Source organism: Myxococcus sp. XM-1-1-1 (genome assembly GCF_020037095.1).
In the GTDB taxonomy this organism is placed as follows: domain Bacteria; phylum Myxococcota; class Myxococcia; order Myxococcales; family Myxococcaceae; genus Myxococcus; species Myxococcus fulvus.
In genome coordinates this window covers 137,455-159,502 of record NZ_JAIQDH010000003.1, presented here as the reverse complement: position 1 = coordinate 159,502, position 22,048 = coordinate 137,455, and the positions used below count along the sequence as shown (strand labels likewise).

13 protein-coding genes are annotated in these 22,048 nt (G+C 70.7%); 5 read left to right on the top strand and 8 right to left on the bottom strand.

Annotation, left to right across the window (positions count from 1 at the left end; all coding sequences use genetic code 11):
• Positions 1 to 156 precede the first annotated feature (156 nt).
• Positions 157 to 1,575 carry a hypothetical protein gene (locus K8640_RS08305; protein ID WP_223746581.1) on the top strand — a complete coding sequence of 473 codons (1,419 nt, stop codon included), beginning with the start codon at positions 157 to 159 and terminating at the stop codon, positions 1,573 to 1,575.
• 71 nt (positions 1,576 to 1,646) lie between these two features.
• On the opposite strand, the gene K8640_RS08300 is transcribed toward K8640_RS08305, so the two are convergent.
• Positions 1,647 to 3,098, bottom strand: a complete 1,452-nt coding sequence (locus tag K8640_RS08300; RefSeq protein WP_223746580.1) for an LVIVD repeat-containing protein — start codon at positions 3,096 to 3,098, stop codon at positions 1,647 to 1,649.
• A 188-nt stretch (positions 3,099 to 3,286) separates the two neighbouring features.
• On the opposite strand from K8640_RS08300, the gene K8640_RS08295 reads away from it, so the two are divergent.
• Entirely contained in the window at positions 3,287 to 6,838 is a 3,552-nt protein-coding gene (locus K8640_RS08295) for a tolB protein precursor protein (RefSeq protein WP_223746579.1), read from the top strand.
• Positions 6,839 to 6,887: 49 nt separating this feature from the next.
• Here K8640_RS08295 and K8640_RS08290 read toward each other — a convergent pair whose 3' ends face one another.
• Positions 6,888 to 7,355, bottom strand: a complete 468-nt coding sequence (locus tag K8640_RS08290; RefSeq protein WP_223746578.1) for a DUF2892 domain-containing protein — start codon at positions 7,353 to 7,355, stop codon at positions 6,888 to 6,890.
• A 341-nt stretch (positions 7,356 to 7,696) separates the two neighbouring features.
• Between K8640_RS08290 and K8640_RS08285 the strand changes: the two genes are divergently transcribed.
• On the top strand, positions 7,697 to 9,487 hold the full coding sequence (locus tag K8640_RS08285; protein WP_223746577.1) for a CotH kinase family protein: 1,791 nt from the start codon (positions 7,697 to 7,699) through the stop codon (positions 9,485 to 9,487).
• Positions 9,488 to 9,511: 24 nt separating this feature from the next.
• Here the strand turns inward: K8640_RS08285 and pbpC are convergent, their stop codons facing one another.
• Together pbpC and K8640_RS08275 are read right to left on the bottom strand one after the other, a co-directional pair.
• Positions 9,512 to 11,884, bottom strand: a complete 2,373-nt coding sequence (gene pbpC, locus K8640_RS08280) for a penicillin-binding protein 1C (RefSeq protein WP_223746576.1) — start codon at positions 11,882 to 11,884, stop codon at positions 9,512 to 9,514.
• A 1-nt stretch (position 11,885) separates the two neighbouring features.
• Positions 11,886 to 17,639: an alpha-2-macroglobulin gene (locus tag K8640_RS08275; protein ID WP_223746575.1), complete on the bottom strand. Its 5,754-nt coding sequence runs from the start codon at positions 17,637 to 17,639 to the stop codon at positions 11,886 to 11,888.
• Between the two features lie 251 nt (positions 17,640 to 17,890).
• On the opposite strand from K8640_RS08275, the gene K8640_RS08270 reads away from it, so the two are divergent.
• Positions 17,891 to 18,604, top strand: coding sequence for an RNA methyltransferase (locus K8640_RS08270; RefSeq protein WP_223746574.1), 714 nt, complete (start codon positions 17,891 to 17,893; stop codon positions 18,602 to 18,604).
• On the opposite strand, the gene K8640_RS08265 is transcribed toward K8640_RS08270, so the two are convergent.
• Entirely contained in the window at positions 18,601 to 18,843 is a 243-nt protein-coding gene (locus K8640_RS08265) for a hypothetical protein (protein ID WP_223746573.1), read from the bottom strand. The two genes, K8640_RS08270 and K8640_RS08265, sit on opposite strands and share 4 nt — an antisense overlap.
• A gap of 116 nt (positions 18,844 to 18,959) precedes the next feature.
• Entirely contained in the window at positions 18,960 to 19,943 is a 984-nt protein-coding gene (locus K8640_RS08260) for a DUF1028 domain-containing protein (RefSeq protein WP_223746572.1), read from the bottom strand.
• Positions 19,944 to 20,074: 131 nt separating this feature from the next.
• Here K8640_RS08260 and K8640_RS08255 point away from each other — a divergent pair, with 131 nt between their 5' ends.
• Positions 20,075 to 20,290: a hypothetical protein gene (locus K8640_RS08255; RefSeq protein WP_223746571.1), complete on the top strand. Its 216-nt coding sequence runs from the start codon at positions 20,075 to 20,077 to the stop codon at positions 20,288 to 20,290.
• 27 nt (positions 20,291 to 20,317) lie between these two features.
• On the opposite strand, the gene K8640_RS08250 is transcribed toward K8640_RS08255, so the two are convergent.
• Both K8640_RS08250 and K8640_RS08245 read right to left on the bottom strand, forming a co-directional pair.
• Positions 20,318 to 20,647, bottom strand: coding sequence for a YnfA family protein (locus K8640_RS08250; RefSeq protein WP_223746570.1), 330 nt, complete (start codon positions 20,645 to 20,647; stop codon positions 20,318 to 20,320).
• 322 nt (positions 20,648 to 20,969) lie between these two features.
• Positions 20,970 to 21,974 (bottom strand): alpha/beta fold hydrolase, encoded by a 1,005-nt coding sequence (locus K8640_RS08245; RefSeq protein WP_223746569.1) that lies wholly within the window; start codon positions 21,972 to 21,974, stop codon positions 20,970 to 20,972.
• Positions 21,975 to 22,048: the final 74 nt, after the last annotated feature.

Genomic DNA, 22,048 nt, shown 5'->3' with positions numbered 1-22,048 from the left:
CAGCGGAGGGATTCGAGGGGCCGTGTTCCCGAGTGGGGACACGGCCCTTCGACTTCTCCCAGCGGGCGGCGGGGTGGTCGCACGTCGGGCATGCGAGCGAGGGGAAAGCGGGCCGCCGAGGTGCCGGAGAATTCGAGCAGTGAACACTCTGGCGACATGAACCTGTGGATCGCCCTCGCCGCGGGGTTGAGCGTCGCTCAGGGACAGAGCCAGACGCCCTACCCCTCTCCCATGGACCCGAACGTCCGCGACCCGGCCGCGGAGGCCCTGCGCGACGCGAACGAGCAGGCCGCCGAGGAGGCGGATGGCGCGTGGCTCCCCCCGAACTACGTCATCCAGCAGCCCACCGCGGACGGGACGACGCCGTACAGCGGCTATGTGGTGACGCCCGCCCTCCCCGATGGGACGGCTCCGGCGACGCCGAGCGAGATCGCCGTCGACGAGACCTATCAGACCTATATGCCCATCCCCGCGCAGGTGCAGGAGGGCACGGGCGGGAGCGGTGCGGAGCAGACGGAGAGCGCCGCTTCGACCGTGTCCGATACGGACCTGGGCGTTGGCGGTTCGGGTGATGTGGGCGATGAAGGGGGCGATGCTCGGGTGAATCAACCCGGAGGCTCGAATACGTCCGCGCTCTCACAGCCCGCCCCCGCTCCGCTGGGCGGACAGGATGTGACTGGCGCCTCGGGGAACTACGGCGCCGAGGCTCCGCAAGGCTCGGATGTGAGTGGACAGGTCGACGGTACGGGTGGCTCGGGTACGACGCCTCAGACCTCTGTTCCGAACGACTCGAGTGGCGTCGGGACTGGCACGACGACTCAGCCCTCGACGCAATCGGGCACGGGCGGCTCAGGCGCGCAGCCCGAGCCTCAAGACTCGCTGGGCGGCTTCGGTCCCACCGAGGCCGAGCAAGGCGGTGGCCAGGGCACCACGGGCACGTCGCCCGTCTCTCCGAACGGCACCGGTGGCTCGGGCTCGAACACCGTGCCTCAATCCACCGACACGCAGGGCACCTCCGTGCCGCAGAACAACAACGCCCCCTCCGGACAACAGCAGACCTCCGCGACCTCGAATCCCCCCGCTTCGAACGACACGGAGGTCGCGCAGCTGCGCGCCCGACTCGACGAGCTCGAGGAAGAGCTCCGGGCTCGCGACGACCAGATTGAACAGAACGCCGTCGCCACCCAGCAGCAGGTCGACACGTTCGGCGAGCGCGCCGTCGAGACCGAGCAATCACGCCAGCAGCGGCTCTCCGCGCTCCAGAGCGCCGGCGAATGGATGATGGCCGCCGACGCCGCCATCCAGCAGGGCGCGGATGACGTCGACGATGCCCTGGACATCGCCGACAGCGCCTTCGTGGAGATTCGCCAGAGCGCGGCTGCGTTCGGTCAGGGCAACGTCATCGTCCATGCGGACCGTGCCCGAGCGCTGCTCAACCTCGCTCGTGACGCGGCGGGACGCAGCGACGGATACGCCGCGCGGCTCGCGCTCCAGGAGGCCGGCATCGAGCTCAACCTCGCACGCGGCGCCAGCCTCGGCAGGAGCGGAACGGGCAACTCGCTGCTGTCGCCCTAGACTCCGACACAGCACCACGACCGCGTGAGGCGCCTCCAGCATGAGGCGCCTCACCGGAAGTCACACCAGACTCAGGGCGCCGGCGTCTCGCGGAAGATGAGCAGACCCCGCGACGACTCCGTCGTGTAGATGTACCCGTCACCCGGGACCGCGATGGCGTTGAGCCCCTCGAAGAACGACAGGCCACGGCCCGCGTCCGTCTCGCGGTAGGTGTTGAAGTACGCCACCTGCCGAGGAACGCCGGGGTTGCTCACGTCCACCACCCGCAGACCGTCCTGGTAGTGCGCGACGTAGAGCTTCGTCCCCGACAGCGCCATCGCGCGCACGGAGACCTCCGGGCGGACCCGGAACTCCCCCACCTGGAGCGTGCTCGCCGGATTGGACACGTCCAGCACGCTGACGAACGCCCCCCAGTCCTCGCCACCCGAGAACACCAACGGACGCTCATTCACCGAGCCCACCGCCAACGAACGGGACGAGATGCCTCCGAACCGGCCCAGCAGCTTCGGCGCCGAAGGCGTCGTGATGTCCGACACCGTGACGCCGAACGTCCAGTTGCTCACGTAGAGCCGGTTCCCCACCGATACCACGTCGAAAGGCACCTCCCCGCTCAAAGGCTCGGCGCCCTCGATGAAGTAGCGCTTCAGCAGCTTCGGCTGCAGCGGCGTCGTCACGTCGAAGACCAACACCTCGCCGTTGGGCGCCGGCGACGCGGCGAACAGCAGGTTGCCGTTCAGCGCCAGGGAGCCCACCTCCACCGACGGGTCCGTCAACGAGCGCAGCACCACCGGCTTCTCCGGGTCCGCCACGTCGTAGATGACCAGGCCGCTCTTCTGGCTGGCCACGTACGCCAGCGTGCCGTGCACCACCAGGTCGTTGTAGACATCACTCGACGGCTTGGGGCCCGACAGCTTCCGGGTCTCCGACGGGACGCTCACGTCGTAGATGGCGAAGCCATCCTTGCCGAGCGTGACGTAGGCGCGGCCGCCCACCACCGTCAGCTCCTTGGGGACCAGTTCCTCTCCCAGGTGGATCTCGCGCACCAGCTCCACCCCGGAGCCCTCGACCTCGTCCGCCTTGCGCTGCAGGCGCGCCGCCTCGAACGTGCCCTGCAGGTCCAGCTCTCCGTCCACGCAACGACGGAAGGTGCCCTTCATGCGGCTGGGCGAGCTCGCCTCGCAGCCGGCGAAGGCGTAGCGCACCGTGCGCTCGAACGGGTCGACCACGTCCGCGGCCAGGTAGTACGAGTCCTCCGTGTGCTGCTGCTCCGTCACGGTGAAGCCCAGCACCTTCGCGCCGTCCGCACCCGACAGACGCAGCGCGCCCGCCGAACCCGAGCCATCGTTCAGTTCGACATTGACGTTCCACACGCCCGCGGGTTGCAGGGCCGCGAGGCTTGAACGCTGACAGGACGACAGGTTGATGGCGGCAAGGTGACACTCCGCCTTGTTCTTGGAGTCCCCGTCCTTGCCGCAACCCAGGGCAAGGACCAGCGTGCTGCTCAGTACGAAGAGGCGTCTCATGACCCGTATGCATACCGGGCCATGCCACACAACGAAAGCCCCTCCCTCACTCTCCCCAAGGGATGCGGGACGCCCACCGTCGGGCAAGTAAACGGAAAGAAATAAACGAGGCCCTTGTATAGGCTCACTCCTGAGAGCGAGCCTCCCAGGAAGCCCTGTCTCGCCAGTACCCCACCCATGAGGTGTTCGTGAACCCCCGTCTCCTCGCTGCCGCCGCGCTGGCCCTGCTCCTGCCGGAGCTGGCGCTGGCCCAGGTCTTCGTCGTGCCTCGCCGCCCGGGCAAGACGCCGGTGAACAGCTACGAGTTCGAGTGGCGGCACGTCGACATCCTCGTCGGCCCCCAGGCCACGGGCGAAGAGGCCAGGCCTCCGGACAGGACGGCGCATGACCAGCCCCCCGGCGTCCAGGGTGGCGCCAACCCGGACGCCCCCACCGCCAACGCGGAGGCCGGAGACACGAAATCCCCGCCCTCCGGCGCGGCCGCGCCCACCGAGCCGTCCACCACGCTGTCGCCCAGCCCCGCACCCGAGCTCGTCCAGACCGAGGATGCCGGCCCCCCGCCCCCTCCGGGCTCCGTCGCCTCCAACGAGGACGGCGGCACGCCCCTGAGCACCGCCGCGCTCGGCGCCCCCGACGGAGGCATCGCGCTGGGCGACCCCGACGGAGGCACCGCGCTGGGCGCGCCCGCGTTGGGAGGCCCCGCGCTGGGCGGCTCACCGGATGGCGGCTTCAACTACACCTACGCCAGGTCGCTGGGGGCGAAGGCCGGCGGGGTGCGCTTCTACTTCTACGAGCGTGAGCGCATCGTCGCCGAGCGCGCCGCGCCGCTCATCGAGGAGGCCTACCGCTACCTGGTGGACACGTTCCAGTACGTCCCCACGGAGACCTTCCCGTACATCCTCTACAGCAGCTACCAGGAGTTCCTGCAGACCAACCTCTTCCCGCTGTCCGAGGGTACCCTGGGTGTCACCAGCACCGAGGGTGACCTGAAGCTCACCCTGCCGTACCTGGGTGACCACCGGCTCTTCGAGGAGGTCAGCACGCACGAGCTCGCGCACCAGTTCACCATCCAGAAGGTGCGCACCGTGACGGAGCAGGCGAAGGTGTTCGGCGAGCCGCTCCAGGCCATCCCCCTGTGGTTCATCGAAGGCCTCGCGGAGTTCTACGCCAAGCGGGGCATGGACCCCGAGGCGGAGATGCTGGTCCGGGACCTGCTCGTGAACCCGGACCTCTACAAGGGCTACGCGTTCCTCGACTTCTTCTCCCCCGGGCCCTACGGCTACCTGTGGATCTACAAGGTCGGCCAGGTGCGCGTGGCCTTCCTGGAGGAGGAGTACGGCAAGGGCTTCATCCAGCGCGTGCTGGAGGAGTCGCCCCGGCTGGTGGGCGGCGCCAAGGACACGCCGTCGCTGAAGTTCGAGGAGCTGCTGGAGCGGCTGACGGGCGATGACCCGAAGCGGCTGTCGGCGCGGTTCGAGAACTGGCTGAAGCGGCGCGCGTACAAGACGTACCTGGGCTCGGAGCAGTCCGCGCCCGCGTTGGACCTGCTCGACAAGGCGCCCGGCTACATCACCGCGTTCACCAGCTCCCCGGACGGCTCGGTGCTGGCCATGCGCACCATCGTCCCGGAGACGGGCGAGAGCCGGCTGTACATGATGGACCCGCGCGCGCCGGACAAGAACGTGCGGGTGGCCAGCGACGGCATGCCGGGCGTGGAGTCCCTGCACCCCATCTCAGGCCGCAACTTCGCGCTGTCGAAGGACAAGCTGGCGTTCGTCGCGGAGATCACCGGGCGCGACGTCATCTACGTGCAGGACTACAAGCACACCGTGGAGAAGCGCTCCCAGGACGTGCTGGTGCGCCGCAACCCCATCCGCACCGGCATCGACCGGGAGGTGGGCACGTCGGTGAACCTGGAGCTGGGGGACCGCAAGACGTACCGCATCGACAAGCACGGGCTGCTCGCCGCGTACTCGCCGGCCATCTCCCCGGACGGCCGCTGGGTGGCCTTCATCGGCATCCAGGACGAGGGCCTGCGCGACGTGTACGTCATCGACCTGAACGCCAGCCCCGACGCCAAGCCGCTGCGGCTCACCGACGACGTGTTCTCCGAGCGCCAGGTGACGTGGGGCCCCTCGGGCATCGTCTTCACGTCGGATGCGACGTCGCACCGCAAGTTCAACCTCTTCCGCGTGAAGGTGGACGCGCCCCGCCAGGTGGAGCGGCTGACGAGCGAGGACCGCGACCACGCGGACCCGGTGGCGCTGGCGGACGGGCGCGTGTTCTTCACCGCCTTCAACAACAGCAGCTCCGACCTGCACGAGCTGATGGCGGACGGCCGCATCGTGCGGCGCACGGACCTGACCACGGGCGTGTTCGAGCCAGGCCCCGGCCCCGAGGGCAGCCTGTGGATGCTCTTCCACGTCTCCGGTGAGCGCAAGCCCGCGGTGCTCCGGCCGCCGCGCATGCTCGCGCTCGACGTGCCGCCCGAGCCGCCGCCCGAGCCGCCCAACCCGCTCGCGGTGCGCCCGCTCACGGACGCCACGCCCTACCGGCCCTTCGCCCGACAGAACCTGGAGTTCGGCCCCATCTTCGGCTTCGCGGGCGCGGGCGGCGGCGGCTTCGTCGGTCAGCTCTTCGCCGCGGCGAGCGACCGCATGCGCGACCACCAGTTCATCCTGACGCTGGCGGTGTACGGCAGCTTCGACCTCACCGACGGCTACATGCTCTACATCAACGACGAGCGCCGCACGACGTGGGGCGGCGGCCTCTTCCAGTCGCTGCGCTTCCGCGTGGACCAGACGTTCGACGACCTGCCCGTCTTCTTCACGTCGGCGGAGCGCTACTTCGGCGCGCTCGGCAGCCTGCGCTACCCGCTGAGCACCTTCCTGTTCATCCAGGGTGACCTGAGCGTGGGTGGCACCAAGTACTTCCTCGACGACGACACGGAGTTCCGCCTCTTCTTCCCGGACCGCAACGAGGCCAACCGGGAGCTCTTGTCGCTGTGGAACCAGAAGAACGGCTCCATCCGCTTCCAGACGGAGCTGAGCGGGCAGATCGGCTACGACAGCCTGAAGTACCACTACGCCACGGGCCCGCTGTCGGGCAGCTCCGCGCTGCTCGAGACGACGGTGGGTGTGCAGCCGTTCAACTCCGAGGCCTACGGCAACGTGCGCGTCGACGCCGAGCGCTACTTCCCCATCTACGGCCGCACGCACCTGTTCCTGCGCGGCGGCGCGGGCACCACGCTGGGCGGACGCTACGCGCGCTCCTACTTCCTGTCCTCGTTCGACACCCTGCGCGGCGTGAACTTCGGCGACGAGCGGTGGCTGTTGGGCCGCAACTTCGTCTACTCCACGCTGGAGCTGCAGCTGCCGCTCAACGACATCATCCGGGTGGCCTTCCTCAACGACCTGGAGGCGGTGGCTGGCGTCGACGTGGGCGGCGTGGGCAACAGCTCACGGGACCTGTGGGACCACCGCGTGCTGAACGCCGCCATCGGCTTCAACGTGTCGCTGGGGCCGCTGCTGATGCGCCTGCACTTCGCCCGGCCGCTCGACATCAACGCGGCCGCGGGCAAGCCGGACTCGGGCTGGGTGACGAACTTCTCGCTGGGCATCGCCGGCCTCAACGGCTTCTTCGACACGGCCGACACGGGCGCCAAGAACGGCGCGCCGCAGCCGTCCTCGCCCGCGCTGATGCCGGCGCTGGGTGGCGGCTACACCTCGCCCCGGCACTGAGAATCGTCCGGGCCCCCGCTCGCGCTGTCGTGAGCGGGGGCAGGACAGCTCAGGACTGCGCGGCCACCAGCGCCGCGTTGGCGCGGGCCATGGGGCCGCCGTCATTGGGGATGCGCTCGAAGTCACCGCGCAGCGCCTTGATGGCGAACTTCTCCAGATCGATCTCCCGGCGCGTGCGGATACCCAGCGCGCGCAAGGGAGCGGACAGGGGGCCGAAGCCCAGGACGCCATGCTGGAGGAGCACGCCGGCGGCCACCGCGCTGAGCCACCGCCAGCCGCCGCCGTCCCGCCTGCCCAGCAGGAGGCCCAGCGCGCCGGCCACGGCGGTGCCCACCATGACGGCGCGGTTGAGGTCCCACTCGCGCTCCAGCGTCTGGAGGTAGCGGCTCATCTCCGGGCGGTCGGCGTGGGTCGCCATGTGCCGCACGCACGCCTCCACGTGCTCGTCGATACGACGGTTCACCATCAGCGGCGTGTGGCTGCGGGCGGAATCAGACGACTGGTTCCAGGTCTCCATCGCGTCTCCCTGTCGCGGCGCTCCCCTCTTCTCGATGAAGCTAGGGGCGCAACGGCGCGTCGGGAACAGCGACGGGTGGGAAGAGAAGTGGCTTCCCTGACTGCCTGCCTGCCCCGCCAGAGGGCCCGCTTCCGGGGGGGGCCGCTCCAGCTCCGACCCAGGAGGCGACGCGCGGCGCGACGGGTCCTCTGCCCTCCAGGGTGGGGCGATTGACCGGACCAGGATGGGAAATCCCTTTCATCGACTTCCCACCCCATGGCCCCAAGGCGCAGTGGATTCGTCCACTACCGGGCAGCGCACCTTGGCCTCCATGAGGCACGCGCCTTGCTCAACCCCAGTCGATGACTCGCTCACGACTCTTGCTCTGTCTTCCATTGATGTGGATGTGGGCTTGTGGTTCCGAGGCCCCGTCTCCGCCGACGCAGGCGCCACCCGTCATCGAGGACCCGACACCGTCGAATCCGACGCCCGTGGACCCGACGCCGAATCCGACGCCCGAGGACCCGGGGCCGGTGGACCCGCCGCCGCCTCCTCCTCCACCACCGCCACCTCCGACGCCCGAGGCCCAGCGGCCCTACGTCATGCCGAAGCTGCAGACGAGCGTGCCCGAGTACGAGCTCATCATCCCTCCGGAGGCGATGAAGAAGTTCGCCGAGGACGTGTGGACGCCCGAGCAGGACGCCGTCTTCAAGGCCAAGGGGATGACGTACCCGGTGAAGGTGCGGCTGCGCGGCGCGTCCGCGCGGTTCTTCGACAAGAAGAGCTGGAACGTGAGCTTCGCGGACGGCACCCGCTTCGAGGGTCGCACGTCGCTCAACCTGGTGGCCGAGTTCGCCGACGCGTCCCTGCTGGCGGAGAAGATGGCCTTCGACCTGCTGGAGGCGATGCGCGTGCCCGCGTCCAAGGCGACGTACGTGCTCCTGACGGTCAACGGCAAGAACGAGGGCGTGTTCCTGGAGATCGAGCAGGTGAACAAGGCCTTCCTCAAGGCCCACGCCTTCGCGGATGACGACGCGACCATCTACCGATGCGGGTGGAAGGACTGCGAGATGAAGACGTGGAAGGTGCCCTACCAGGGCAACTGGACGAAGAAGACGAACGAGCGGCAGCCCGACGACGCGCTCGTCGCGATGATGGACGTCATCAACCACTCGCCGGAGCCCGAGTTCGCCGAGAGGCTGGGCAAGCATCTCCAGCTGGAGCACTACCTGCGCTCCATGGTGATGGACGCGCTGATGTCCAACAACTTCGTCGAGGACTCGGAGAGCTACTTCATCTACGACCGGGCCGTGGCGAAGTGGTCCTATGTGCCGTGGGACCTCAACAACGTGGACGCGCGCTGGTGGTACCTGAACCCGGTGCCCGACATGGCCACGAGCACCAACAGCATGCGCCACCCGCTGTTCAACTTCACGCTGTCCGACGCGTGGACGGAGAAGATGTACCTGCAGCGCAAGAATGAGTCGCAGTCCTACCCGGGCTACCTGCCCGTGTTCTCCAACCTGGCCACGCGCGTGCTGATGAACCCGGAGCTGCGCGGGCGGCTGGACGAGCGGCTGGAGAAGGCGCTGGACGAGCTGTTCAAGCCCGAGGTGCTCAACCCGTACATCGACGCGGTGCACGCGCTCATCGACTCGCACATGCGGACGGCCCCGTACATCGACTACGCGCGCTTCCACGCCAGCCGCGACTACATGAAGCGCTACGTCCGGGAGCGCCGGGCCTTCGTGGAGAAGGACTGGGCGCGGCTCAAGGCGCAGCGCTCGACGCTGGTGTTCGACGCGTTCGACCCGGTGGAGGGCTGGGTGGACGTGGCCAACCACGGCACCACGGCCGTGTCGCTCCAGGGCATGGTGCTGACCACCAACCTGCGGGTGAGCCTGGCGCAGAGCGACCATGCGCCCACGCAGGTGCGCGCGCCCATGGGCGCGGTGCTCCCGGCGCTCACCGTGGCCCCGGGCGCGAAGGTGCGGCTGAAGGCGTCCGAGCTGGGCATCCAACTGCCCCCCAAGGGCGAGCTGGGCCTGTTCGACGGCAAGTCCGTAGTGGGCGTGAAGGACTTCCTCTTCTACGGCGCGCTGCCCTCGGGCCAGCAGTACCAGCGCGGCGAGGCGGGCTGGGAGGCCCGCTGAGAGCAGCGCCCTCGCGGCCGGGGCCTACCGCCGCTCGCGGACGACGAGCGTGCGGCGGGCGGTGAGGCCCCGGTCATCGGTGACGAGGATTTCGTGCGAGCCCACTGACGGCGTCCACCAGACCCGCTCGTCCGCGCGCGCCGAGCCGAGCAGCGCGCCGTCCACGAACCAGGTGAGCGCGCGCTCGTGCGAGGCCTCCGCCTCCAGCGGCACCTCCTGCTGGTTGGCGGGCACCCCCGGAATCAGCAGCGCGACGTGGCCGGGGGCCGGTGAGACGATGGAGGGCGCCGCCCGGGCGCCGCCGGGCTCACACCCCGGAGCGGGCGCGGGGGGCTCGGGCAGCCGGCGGTGCTGCTCCTCCAGCCAGCGGCGAATCGTCGCCGGCCACGTGACGAAGACACGCGACTCCGTCTTGCGCCCCGCGCTGCACGTGGGGCCCACGGACAGGCCCGTGGCCACGTCCACCTCCACGCGCTGGTGATACGGACACACCGCGGTGGGCACGGCCGAGCGGCGCGCGTGGACGTGCTTGCGCTGGGTGCACGCCTCCGTCGGCAGGTGCCCCGAGTACGCGCAGACCTCCACCCGCATCAGGTCCTCCGGCACCACCGTCTCGTCCTCGGGCAGCGAGCGGCCCCGGGGCCCCACGCCCTCGAGGATGTCGAACAGCACCGGGCCCGCCGCGTCCGCGCCCACCAGGTGCACGCTCGGCGCGTGGTTGAAGTTGCCCAGCCACACGACGGCGGTGTGCCGGGGGCCGGAGCCCGCGGCCCAAGCGTCGCGGTGGCCGAAGCTCGTGCCCGTCTTCCAGTGCACCCGCGCGGGCAGGCCCGTCAGCCGGCGCCGCTCCGGGAAGTCCGGCCGGTCCCTGAGCGCCAGTGCCTTGCGCGTCAGCCACGCGGCGCCCGGGGACATGACCTCCACCGGAGCCTCCGGCGGCTGGCCCTCGTCCAGGAGACGCAGCGGACGGGCGCGGCCATCTCCCGCGATGGCCACGTAGAGCCCGGCGACCTCCAGGGGCGTCAGCTCGATGCCGCCCACGGCCGCGGACAGGCCATAGTGGCCCGGGTCCGGCACCAGGCTGGTGACACCCGAGGTCCTCAGCGCGGCCAGGAAGCGCTCCACGCCCACGCGCTCGAGCAGCCGCACGAAGGGCATGTTGAGGGACTGGGACAGCGCGTACTCCAGCCGCACGAGCCCCAGGAAGCGGCCGTCGAAGTTGCGCGGCGCATAGCCGCCGTACGTCGTGGGGATGTCCGCCACGAGCTGCTCGGGGCCGGTGAGGCCCTGGTCGATGCCCATGGCGTACAGCAGCGGCTTGAGCGCCGAGCCCGGCGAGCGCGGCGTGGCGAAGCCGACAATCTGCCCGCCGTGCTCCGCGTCGAAGAAGTCGAAGTTGCCCACCAGCGCGAGCACCGCGCCCTGCTCCCGCTCCACCACCACCGCCGTGCCGTTGTGGATGCCCTTGGCCTTCAGCTCCCGGGCCGCGTCGCGCATCACCCGCTCCACCAGGCGCTGCGTGCCCCCATCCAGCGTGGTGGACAGCCGCGTCTGGCCGGGGCGCTGGGCCCTGAGCCACACGGCCACGTGGGGTGCCTCGCGCGGGAAGGCCTTGAGCCCGCCCGGCACGTCCGAGGCGCGCACGTCGGCGAGCACCTGCTCGGCGGGCACCCTCGCCTCCTCCGGTCCACGCGGAAGGGCCTCCGCCTCCAGCAGCCTGCGGGCCACGTCGTCGCGCGCCGCGCGCAGCCGCTCGCGGTTCTCCGGCGTGGGGAAGCGGCGGTTGGGGTTCTGCGGCACCGCCAGCAGCGTGGCGATTTCGGCCGGGCTCAGGTGCGCCGCGGTGTGGCCGAAGTACGCCAGGGCCGCGGCCTCCACGCCCTCCACGTTGCGCCCGTAGGGGACGAACTGGAGATAGGCCGCGAGCACCTCCTGCTTCGTCAGGCGCAGCTCCAGCTGCACCGCGCGCAGGGACTCCACGAGCTTCGAGGTGAAGGTGCGCGGCCGGGGCTCCAGCATGCGCACCAGCTGCATCGTCAGCGTGGAGGCTCCCGACACCCGGCGCCCCCGCGCCACGTTGAGCGCGGCGGCGCGCACCACGGCGAGCGGGTCCACGCCGGGGTGTGAGGAGAAGCGCTTGTCCTCCAGCGCGAACAACGCCCGGAGGTAGGCCGGGTCGATGCGCTCGACGGGCGCGGCGATGCGCCAGCGCTCGTCGGGCGCGAGGAAGACGTGGGCCGGGGTGCCGTCGCGGTACTCCATCACCACCGAGGGTGGTGCGGAGAGCCGCGACGGCAGCGGCACGGACCACGCCGCCGCCACTCCCACCGCCGCGAGGAGCAAGAGCCCCGCGGCGGTCCAGAGGAGCTTCTTCAGGAGTGGACGGACGCGGCGCATGTCAGAGGAGGTTGTCCTTCCACGGGCCGGACACCTGCACCGTGCCACCCGCCTCGCGGGCCCACAGGCGAGGGTCGTACATCGCCTCGGCCTCCGCCGTGGGCAGCGTGAAGGCACCCGCCGTCACCGCGCGCACCGCGTAGACAATCTTCTTCGACTCGCGAGCCCCCAGCGCGCCGAAGACCTCCATGCGGTCATCCCGGATGTTGACGTAGTCCGGGGTCCACAGCGCGTCCGCCTGCACCCAGTCCACCGAGCCGCCCCGGCCCAGCCGCGCGTTCTCGATCTCCCAGCCCGCGGGCAGCCGGTCGACCAGCGCGATGTTCTGCACCCGCTCGGCCGTGGTGTTGGTCAGCTCCAGCTCCACGTAGACCAGCTGCGCGAGCGCCACCGGCGCGCTCTTCAGGTCCACCTCCGAGCCATCCTGGCCGCGGTACTTGCGGCTGAGCTTCAGCCCCTCGCCGCCCACGCGCGGCGGGCCCTCCGAGCGCACGCCCTCGCTGCTCAGCACGAGGAACAGCGTGCCCGCGGACTTCTCCTTCAGGTCGAGCTGGAGGCTCTTGCGCTCGCTCGCGCGGGCCAGCGCCCAGGTGCGGTCCGAGGCGCGCGCGTCCTTGGCCTGCTTCGCCGCCACCTCCTTGCCATCCACCGTCAGCGTCGGCGGGGTGAAGCTCGTGGCCGCGCCCTTGAGGCGCTTGCCCAGGCCGGTGATGCCCCAGACCAGCTCCTGCGTCGTGTACCAGGAGCTGGGGCTCGAGCTCAGCGCGCTGGCGACCATGGCGGCCAGGGGCTCACCCGCGGCGTCGGTGCCGAAGAGGTCCTGGTAGGTGCTCAGCATGAAGCCGCGCCGGCGTCGGTCCGAGTAGAAGGACCAGCTGTTGCTCCGCTCCTCGGTGACGGGCGACAGGTCCGGGCTGCGCAGCTCCTTCTCATAGCGGCGGTCTCCGGCGAGCCACAGCGCCGCCTTGAGCATGTAGTCCTCCTCCCGCTGTTCGCCCTTGAGCGGGGCCTTCTTCGCGCTCTCCGCGAGGGCGTCCACCAGCTTCTGCACACGCGCCTTGCGGCCCTTGCCGGACAGCGCCAGCACGTAGTGCATGTAGGCCTCCGAGCTGCCGTGGTAGTCCCGGGCGGTCGCGTTGCCCTCCAGGGAGTTGAGCGTGTTGCCCATCCACAGGAGCGCGTCGTCCAGCCGGTCCTGCGGGACGGGGAATTTCTGCTTCTGCGCGTCCAGGAGCATGTGCGTCGCGTACGCGGTGCCCCACAGCTGCGGCTCCATCGCGCCCGGCCAGTAGCCGAAGCCTCCCGACGGCGTCTGCATGGACAGCACGCGGTTGATGCCCGCGAGCACCATGTCCCCCACGTCCCCGTGCTTCTTCAGCGTGGGGTCCACCTGGTCCACCAGCTCCGACACGAACAGCAGCGGCCGCGTGGAGGACGTCGTCTGCTCGATGCAGCCGTACGGGTACTGCACCAGGTACGACAGGTGCTGGAGCGACTGCGCATAGGGATTGGCCGTCACCCACAGCGTCGAGCGCTCCGTGGTGGGCACCCACCCCTGCAGGTGCTTGGAGACATCCGTCACGCCCTGCGCCAGCTCGATGCGCTGCACGCGGCGCTCGCGAGGACCGGACGGCGACAGCGGCACGTCCAGCGTCTCCTTGGACGTGTAGCCGCCGCCCTCCACCACCACGCTCAGCCGCGCGGCGCCCACCGACTGCACCGCGCGGGCCTGGAAGACGAACGTGGTGGACTTGCCGTCCGCCACGCGCGCGCGGCCCTCGCTCTTGCCAAGCAGTTGCAGCGGCGACGCCGTGTCCGCGGGCAGGGCGAGCCCGGGCACCGGCAGTGACTCCGCGGCCAGCGTCACCTTCACGTCCTGCGCCTTGCCGGACAGGTTGGTGACGAAGACGGGCACCTGGATTTCGTCGTTCTGCGTGAGGAAGCGCGGCAGCGTCGTCTGGAGCACCAGCGGGTCCCTGACCAGCACCTGCGCGCTGGCGCGGCCCATGCGCTTGGGCCCCGCCGTCACCGCCATCACCCGCACCGCGCCCCGGTACTGCGGGAGCTGGAACGGCAGGCGCAGCTTGCCGTTGGCCGGCACCGGCACCACGCCGCTCCACAGGGCCACGGGCTTGACGGGCTGCACGCGGCCCGCGGCGTCCCCTTCCGCGTCACCACCGGTGGAGCGCGAGCTGCCGCCCGGGGGCACCAGCAACGTCCAGCCGATGGTCTCGAAGGTGTCCACGCCCAGGGCGCGCTTGGTGAAGATGTCCTTGAGCGGGTCCGGGCTCTGGAAGCGCGTGAGGGAGAGGATGCCCTCGTCCACCACGGCCACGGTGGCGAAGGTGGCGCCCTCGAGCGCGCCCAGGTCCAGGTCCACGGTGAGCGTGTCGTTGGAGCGGACCTCCTTGGGCACGTTCAGCGCGACTTGCTGCGTGTAGTCCACCGGCTCCAGCACGACGCTGGCCACGCCGAAGGCGCGGTCGGGCATGAAGGCCTCGGCGGACTCGAGGTGCGGGTCCTTCACCAGGAAGGTGCTCACGTAGACGTTGGGCGCGAACTGCTTGGGCGTGAAGCTCCACGTCACCTCGCCCGGCTCCACGGCCTTCCACTCGGTGGCGAGGACGCGGTCGGTCTCCGCGGTGAAGAGGATGCGGCCCTTGTACGGCGCCTTGAGCTTCACGTTGATGGGCTTGCCGACGACGGCCTTCGCGGGCACGGCCACGTCCAGCGACGTGGGCTTGAGCGGACGCGGCGTCTGGTCGACGCGCGAGCCCTCGCCCCACCAGTAGTAGCGGCCCTCTCCCTCCAGCTCCAGGTCCGTCTGCGCGTTGCCGGAGCGCACGCGCACCAGGTAGCCCGCGGCGTCCGCGCCCGGCGTGACGGTGAGGTTGAAGCGGCCGTCCACCACCTTCACCGTGGCGCTGCCCTCGCGCAGCGGCCTCAGGTAGCGCTGGTAGCGGTCATAGCCCTCGCCCTCGTCGTAGTAGTAGCCGTACTCCTCCTCCAGCCGCACGTACTCCACCTGCACGGTGGCCGGCGCCAGCGACGAGGACGCGACGAGCTTCCCGTCCCAGTCCACCACCACGCCGTTCACCGTGAAGGGCTTGCCCGCCTTCACCTTGCCCACGCTGGCCTGCAGACCCACGTAGTAGCGCTCCGGGTGCACGGGCACGCTGGCCTCGTTCACCGTGGAGCGGCCGCTGCCGGACTCGAACACGCTCGCGAGCGCGCTCAGTCGCGCGGCCCCGCGCAGCCCGCCCATGGCCGCCAGCGCCGGGCAGTGGATGAGCGCCTGGCCCTTCGCGTCCAGCGCGCCCTTCGCCTGGCCCAGCGTCACGGGGCGCGGCTCCTTGCCGTCCTGGCGCCACAGGCCGTAGGTGAACTGCGCGTTCTGCTTCGGCTTGAAGTCGGACGGCACCAGCCGGCAGTTGAGCTCCACGGGGCTGCCCTCGGCCGAGCCGCCGAACAGGTACGCGGCCTCCACGGCGACGGGAATCTCCACGCCCTGCACGTAGCCGGGGGCCTCCGCGGTGGCCGTCACCTTCATGCGCTCGGGGACGAACTCCTCCACGTTGAGGCCGTAGGAGGCCACCTCGCGGTCGGCGACCTTCAGCGTGACGCGGTAGTGGCCCGTGTCCTGGAACGCCTCGAAGGGCACGTCGAGCGAGACCAGGCCCGCGTCGTTCGTCTTGAGCGGCACCTTCTTGAGCTCACGCTCGCGCGGGTCCACCACCACCAGCTCCACCGGCATGCCCGTGGGCGGCGCCAGGTCATCCTGGCCGCGCAGCACGCCCGCGATGTGCGCGGTGTCGCCGGGGCGGTACACGCCGCGGTCGGACCAGAGCGAGGCGCGGTAGGCCTTCTCGGAGCGGTACGGCTCGCCCTGCACGTCGGAGTTGGCGATCTCCGTCTTGAGCTCGTTGTACTTGAGGTACGTCATCTCGTCGCCCTGGCGCGCGATGAGCGCGAAGGGCTGGCTGTCATCCACGCCGCCCGGGGGCACGTTGAGCACGCACCCGTCCGCGCCCTTGGTGACGCAGCGGCTGACGGCCTGGCCGCTCTTCTTCACCAGCGACACCTCCACGCCGGACACCGGGTCCGTGCTCTCGATGCCGAGCGCCCAGACCCACACCTCCCCCGCGTCCTTCGAGCCCGGCGCCGGTCCGCCCCGCTTGGCCACGAGGCTCAGGTCGGTGAGCAGCACGCGCGTGGCGGCCGACAAGTCGTTGCGACGGACGGAGACCTCCACCAGGCCCCGCGTCGACGCGGGCACCAGGCTCGCGACGTCCAGGTACGTGGTGGTGAGCGTGTCCGAGGCCGACTGGAGCGGCAGCGTCTTCTTCACCACGAGGTTGGACGTGCGCTCGTCCGCCGTCTCGCGCTGGTCATCGCTCATCCAGAAGATGAGGTTCTCCGGCGGGACGTTGCGGATGGTGAGCTCCACGGCGTCCAGGTTGAGGTGCTGCAGGGGCAGGTTGCGCCACGCGCCGCGCGGCAGGTAGCGCCCCGCGGAGGTGAAGGAGAGCTGCGACTGGCGCGCGGGGATGGACAGCTCCTGCTCGAAGTCCGCCAGCAGCGTGCCGCCGCCCACGGACGTGGTGCCCGCGTCGATGCGCAGCGTGTACGTGCCGCGCTTGAAGTCGCCGAAGATGCGGAAGCCCTGCCGCGTGGGCGCCACGGAGACCTTCACCGGGGGCGTCACGTGGATGGAGGCCTCCGCCGTGGCGTCGTCCAGCACGCAGCCCTTGTTGCCCGACTCCCAGTAGTACGAGTCGTACTCCTGGTAGTAGCGGGGGCTGGCCGGCGCCTCCGCGGCCACGTCACGGCAGGCCACCTCGAGGTAGTGCCCGCTGCTGCCCTCCTTCCGGTTGACGCCGGTGATGTCCATGCGCTGGCCGCCGTGCAGGACGAAGGTGGCCTCGGCCGAGGGGGCGAGCGCCTTCGCGTCGGACGCGGCGGCGAGGCCCTGCTTGAGGGTGAAGCGCAGCGCGGCGGAGGGCTTGAGGCCGGGGCTCGCGAGCTCCGCGGTGACGGCGTTCGACATGCCGGCGACCGAGCGCCACTTCACGTCGGAGATGGGCTGGGTGCCCACCAGGAACGTGCCCTTGCCGCGCATGGCGCTGGGGGACACCGGACCGGAGAAGACGACGTCCACCTCGATGCGGCTCTTGGCCAGGTCCAGCTGCTTGGGCTGGATGCGGAGGAACTGGAAGGTGGGCGTCTTGAAGACGTGCTTCCAGGCGTCGTCGGAGGGCGCCTTCACCACGCCCGCGTCGGTCTCCAGCGAGACGACCTTGACGGTGTACTCGGTGCCGAAGGAGAAGGCCTGACCGGACGAGGTGTTGAACGTCAGCGTGGAGGGCCCGCTCCAGGTCAGGTTCCCGGCCACCTGCGGCGAGATGGAGACGACGGTGCCCGGCTTCACCTCGTGGTCATCGGGGCGCAGCGGCCGCGCCAGCTCGATGACGATGGACTGGGGCAGCACGCCCACCGCGCCCTGGGGGCGGATGATGGGGGTGACGGCCTCCGGCTTGGGCGGCACCTTCACGACGGCGGCGGTCGTCCCCGCGTCACCGCCGGAGACCGCGGGTGACGCCGTGGTGGTGTCCGGGGTGCTCGGCGAGGAGGTGGCGGGCTGCTGCTCGTCCTTCTTGCAGCCGGAGATGGAGATGCCCAGGAGCAGCGCGGCGACGAGCCAGCTGGCGCGTCTGGCGCGCGGTGGCGGATTGGAGACGACGGACTGCGGACCCATGTTTCCTCCGGAAGGTGCCTGCTGTTCTTCATGCGACGTGCCGACGGCGCACACGCCAGGAAGCTTGGGGAGTGCGGTCGAACGCCCACGGCCCGCACGCGTCCCCCACGCGTCCTCGGGCCCACAGGGTGTACGCGGAGCCACACTCCCGGTGGCCTCCGAGCACGCGCCCAGCGGTCGATGGCGCCACGCTATAGGAGGGCCACGCATCGGGGTCAACGCCCCCAGGGAAGCGGGTATGGTGGTCCGGCATGGTGCTGCCCGTCCGTTTCGTCCTGATGCGTCCGCGCAACGCGGAGAACCTGGGTGCCGCTGCTCGGGCGCTGAAGAACTGCGGCCTGTCGGATTGGGTCTGGGTGACGCCCGAGGTGGAGGATTTGACGCCCGCGCGCCGGCTGGCGGTCCATGCCGAGGACGTTCTCGACGGCGCGCGTCGCGCGGACACGCTGGAGGAGGCCATCTCCGACTGCGTGTGGGTGGTGGGGACGAGCTCCCGCAAGGTGGAGGGCAAGCGGCGCCTGGCCCCGCGCGCGGTGGCGGAGGAGTGGGTGTCGCGCTCGACGCAGGGCACGGTGGCCGTGGTCTTCGGGGATGAGCGCAGCGGGCTCACCAACGCGGAGGTGGAGCGGTGCCATGACCTGTCCGCGGTGCCCACCGCGCCGGAGCAGCCCTCCATCAACCTGGCGCAGGCGGTGCTGCTGTACGCCTATGAGGTCCGCGTGGCCACGCTGGAGGCGCACGCCCCGCCGCCCGGCCCCCTGCCGGTGGCGGCGACGGACACGGAGCTGGCGCAGGTGGAGTCGACGCTGGAGGGCGTGCTGACGGCGGGAGGGTTCCTCATCGACGAGCAGCCGGGGCGTACGGGCTTGCGGGACTTGTTCGCGCCGCTGCGGCGCTCACGGCTGACGCGCAAGGAGGCGCGGCTGTGGCTGGCCGCGCTGCACACGCTGCGCAAGCGAGGTTAGACGGGGCGGCGATAGCGGGGGGTGGCGCGCGTGGACCTGGGAGGCGGGGCCTTGCGCTTGCGGGCCAGCGCCACGGCGACCCACGCGAAGACGGCCGCGGCCAGCACGAGCAGCGCCACCCAGTACCAGTAGCTGTGTCCCGTGGCGCCCTCGGGAGAGACGGACACCTCCTGGGGCACCTGCGCCAGCGCGAAGAGCGGGACGGTCAATGCGGCAAGTGGAGCCTGGGCGTCACTCATGGGCATCCTCGTCCAGGTAACCTCTCCATCCTCGCGGGCCACTACAAGCCATGGGGCTCGCCGGGTCCGCGAGGTGGCGTGCCCAGCGCTCGGGTCCCTGCTCGGTGGGCGCGGGGCTACTTCGCGCTCTTCAAGCGCGCGAGGAGCTTGGGGTCATCGGGGAGCAGGCCCGCGGCGGGCAAACGGGTGAGGAGCTCGCGCCAGCGGGGGTCGGCGGCGTAGGCGCGCTGGAGGAGCGGCAGGGCCTGGTCGACGCGGTCCACGCCCACGAGGGAGATGGCGTGCCAGAAGATCATCTCCGCGTTGCCCGGCGCGAGCTTCTCCGCGGAGGAGTACGCGGCGAGGGCGGCGTCGGTGTCCTTGTGTTCCAGGGCGAGGTCGCCTTCGTTCATGAAGTTGTAGGCGCGCTGGAGGGTGACGAGGCGGCGGAGCTCCTTGAGGGGCTCGGGGTGGTCATCGACGCGCAGGTCGAAGCGGCGGTCCATCCAGGGGCGGCCCGAGGGCTTCGCGGAGACGATGATGAGGGCTGCGGACTGCTTGCCGCGGAGGTCTCCGCCCTGGCTTTCGGCGGCCTCGAGCGCGGTGAGCATGCGCTCGGCGAGGTCTCCCTTGGAGGCGCGATAGGCCTTGGCCATGGCGGGCCAGACGGTGTCCTTCTGCATCATGTTGGCCTGGACGGAGAAGCCCTCGCCCACGAGGTGTCCGGCGGCGGCGATGCAGTTCGAGCCCGTGTGCGCGGAGACGCGGCCCTGGGCATCCACCATGGCGACCTGGCGCACCTGGCTGGCGGAGTCGGCGGCGAGCAGGCCCTTGAGGGCATCCGGGGCTGGTCGGCCCGCGCGCATGAGGTCCAGGCCGAGACGGCCGTAGGACGGATCGACGAAGGACTGGGTGGCGACGGCGCCCACGCCGGCCTCGGCCCAGGGGACGGTGGCGCCCACGGAGAACCAGTGGGATTGCACGGCGACACCCAGGTCCCCTGTCGCCGGATCCCTGGCGACGATGGAGTAGGTGTTCACGGGGCGGCGCGGCACGGTGGAGGGCTCGGCGGCCACGGCGTGGAGGGACAGGAGCACGAGGCAGAGGGCGAGTCGGGACATGCGGGGACTCCCACGGAGGAGGGGCGCAGGCTGAGCGAGGGGGCGTGCGACCGCAAGGCCCGACGCGGCATGGGGCGCGACGGCGGCCTTACCTTCGAGGAAGTCCTGAACCCACGTGAGGAGGACGCAGCATGGACCACATGCCCTATGAGTCGATGGAGGTCGGTGACGAGGAGCCGGGACAGAACGGCCGGCGGCGGAGTTCTCCCGAGGAGGAGGCCCCGGGGCGTACGCCCAAGTCGGCGGAGGCAGGTGGGCTCGAGGAGGAGCGCCGGATGCCTCAGGAGGAGCCCGGGAAGACACCTGGGAGCGCCGAGGGCGAGGATCCAGCTCCGCGGAGGTCGTGAGACTCCACGTTCACGTGGACATGGCCGCTAACGTCGGGGGGCCAGGATGATGATGGCCATGCCAGCAATGGCGACGAGCGCGCCCACCACATCCCATGGGGTGGGCCGCTCTCCCTCGACGAGCCAGAGCCACGCGAGCGCCACGGCGATGTAGACGCCTCCGTAGGCGGCGTAGGTCCGCGCGGCGCCTGTCGGATGCAGCGTCAGCAGCCACGCGAAGAGCGCGAGGCTCGCGGCCGCGGGGACCAGCCACCACACCGAGCGCCCCTGTCGCAGCCAGAGATACGGCAGATAGCAGCCGATGATCTCAGCCAGGGCCGTGAGGATGAAGAGTCCGAGAGCGCGCGCAAACGACATGAGGAGGGGTCCCGACGGAGTTCGATTGCGCGAGGACTCGTACCACGGCCCCGAACCGCTTGCGCCCGGACTGCCTCGACACTCATTGCAGTGCCGGAGCTTCGCGCCGAGCCCCGTCGAAGCCTCGCGACTCGACCCATGCGTGAGGCGATTGCGCTCCTCGCCCGGGCACTGATTGCTTCCGGGCGGCCCGGGCTGTCTCCTCGCGGTGCCGAGCCTCGCATCGCGTCGTCCTCGAGGTTCCGCGAATCGCCGCACGAGCGAGGTGCGGGACAGCCTGGCCCTCGGCTGTTCGAGGCCTCCCGTGACGCTCCTGCCTCGTTCACGTCCCCGAGCGATGCACCGCGTCCCGGATGGCGCCCCGGAGCGCGGCACCCGACGTAATCACCGCGGAGATGTGTCCCGCGTCCACGATGCGCAGCTCGCTTCCAGGCCAGTGCGCATGGAGCGCGCGTGCTTCCGCCAAGGGAACGAAGGCATCCCTCGCGCACGCCAGGATGACGGCGGCGCTCGGCTTCACGGGCGGCGGCAACAGGCGCGCGCTCGCCGCGTCCAGGATGGTCGCGAGCCGCGTCCTCGCCTCCGTCTCGTCCGGCGAGCCCGCCAGCCTCCTGAAGTCGATGGAGCGCGAGTGCACGCCCTTCGTGAACACCGGCGCCGGCGAGGCCCCCGCCGCGAGCGCCGCGACGCCCACCGGCTCCGGAATCGTCGCCGCCGTCAACGCCGCCATGTACCCACCCATGCTGTAGCCCGCGACCGCGACGCGCTCGTAGCCCTCGCGCCGCGCATGAGCCACCAGCGCCCTCGCCTCCTCGATGGACGCGATGTTCATCTGGAGCTGCTCGCTCACCGTGCGGATGTGCGGCCCCTTCTGCCCCAGCGCCCGCCGCGTCCCGTAATAGGGGTTCTCCAGCAGGAACAAATCCACCCCCTCCTCCACCAACGGCGCGAACAACCAACTCCGCAGCCGGAACCCCTCGTCCCGCGACGCCGCGAGCACCACACACGCGTCGCGCCCCCGCCCTCGCTCGGACGTCATCCATCGCACCGAGCCCAACCGCACCTCCGACGGCAACGCCACCCACGGCGAATCGAACGCCCCATCCCGGAACCTTCGACGCCCCGCCGCCTGCTCCGCGCCCCAGCGGACCTCCAGCGGCAACACCGTCGCCGCGAGCCGCCCCGACAACGGAGCCCCCGCGAAGGTCTCCTCATCCCCCCAGCCATCACAGAACAGCCGACGACTGGCCAGGGCGGCCATGAACGCATCCAACGGATGCATCCGTGATTCATCCCCGACAGACGGATTCCCGGCACGAGCGGTCATGTCCCCGACTCTACGCGGGCCAACGGCGTCACGGAGGCGCCACGCGCTCCAGGTGACGATGATATGACGCCCGA

Coding starts and splice junctions, on each gene's coding strand:
- K8640_RS08270 (WP_223746574.1), top strand. CDS start 17,891: ATGGTGCTGCCCGTCCGTTTCGTCCTGATGCGTCCGCGCAACGCGGAG.
- K8640_RS08300 (WP_223746580.1), bottom strand. CDS start 3,098: ATGAGACGCCTCTTCGTACTGAGCAGCACGCTGGTCCTTGCCCTGGGT.
- K8640_RS08250 (WP_223746570.1), bottom strand. CDS start 20,647: ATGTCGTTTGCGCGCGCTCTCGGACTCTTCATCCTCACGGCCCTGGCT.
- K8640_RS08290 (WP_223746578.1), bottom strand. CDS start 7,355: ATGGAGACCTGGAACCAGTCGTCTGATTCCGCCCGCAGCCACACGCCG.
- K8640_RS08255 (WP_223746571.1), top strand. CDS start 20,075: ATGGACCACATGCCCTATGAGTCGATGGAGGTCGGTGACGAGGAGCCG.
- K8640_RS08275 (WP_223746575.1), bottom strand. CDS start 17,639: ATGGGTCCGCAGTCCGTCGTCTCCAATCCGCCACCGCGCGCCAGACGC.
- K8640_RS08285 (WP_223746577.1), top strand. CDS start 7,697: ATGACTCGCTCACGACTCTTGCTCTGTCTTCCATTGATGTGGATGTGG.
- K8640_RS08260 (WP_223746572.1), bottom strand. CDS start 19,943: ATGTCCCGACTCGCCCTCTGCCTCGTGCTCCTGTCCCTCCACGCCGTG.
- K8640_RS08245 (WP_223746569.1), bottom strand. CDS start 21,974: ATGACCGCTCGTGCCGGGAATCCGTCTGTCGGGGATGAATCACGGATG.
- K8640_RS08265 (WP_223746573.1), bottom strand. CDS start 18,843: ATGAGTGACGCCCAGGCTCCACTTGCCGCATTGACCGTCCCGCTCTTC.
- K8640_RS08305 (WP_223746581.1), top strand. CDS start 157: ATGAACCTGTGGATCGCCCTCGCCGCGGGGTTGAGCGTCGCTCAGGGA.
- pbpC (WP_223746576.1), bottom strand. CDS start 11,884: ATGCGCCGCGTCCGTCCACTCCTGAAGAAGCTCCTCTGGACCGCCGCG.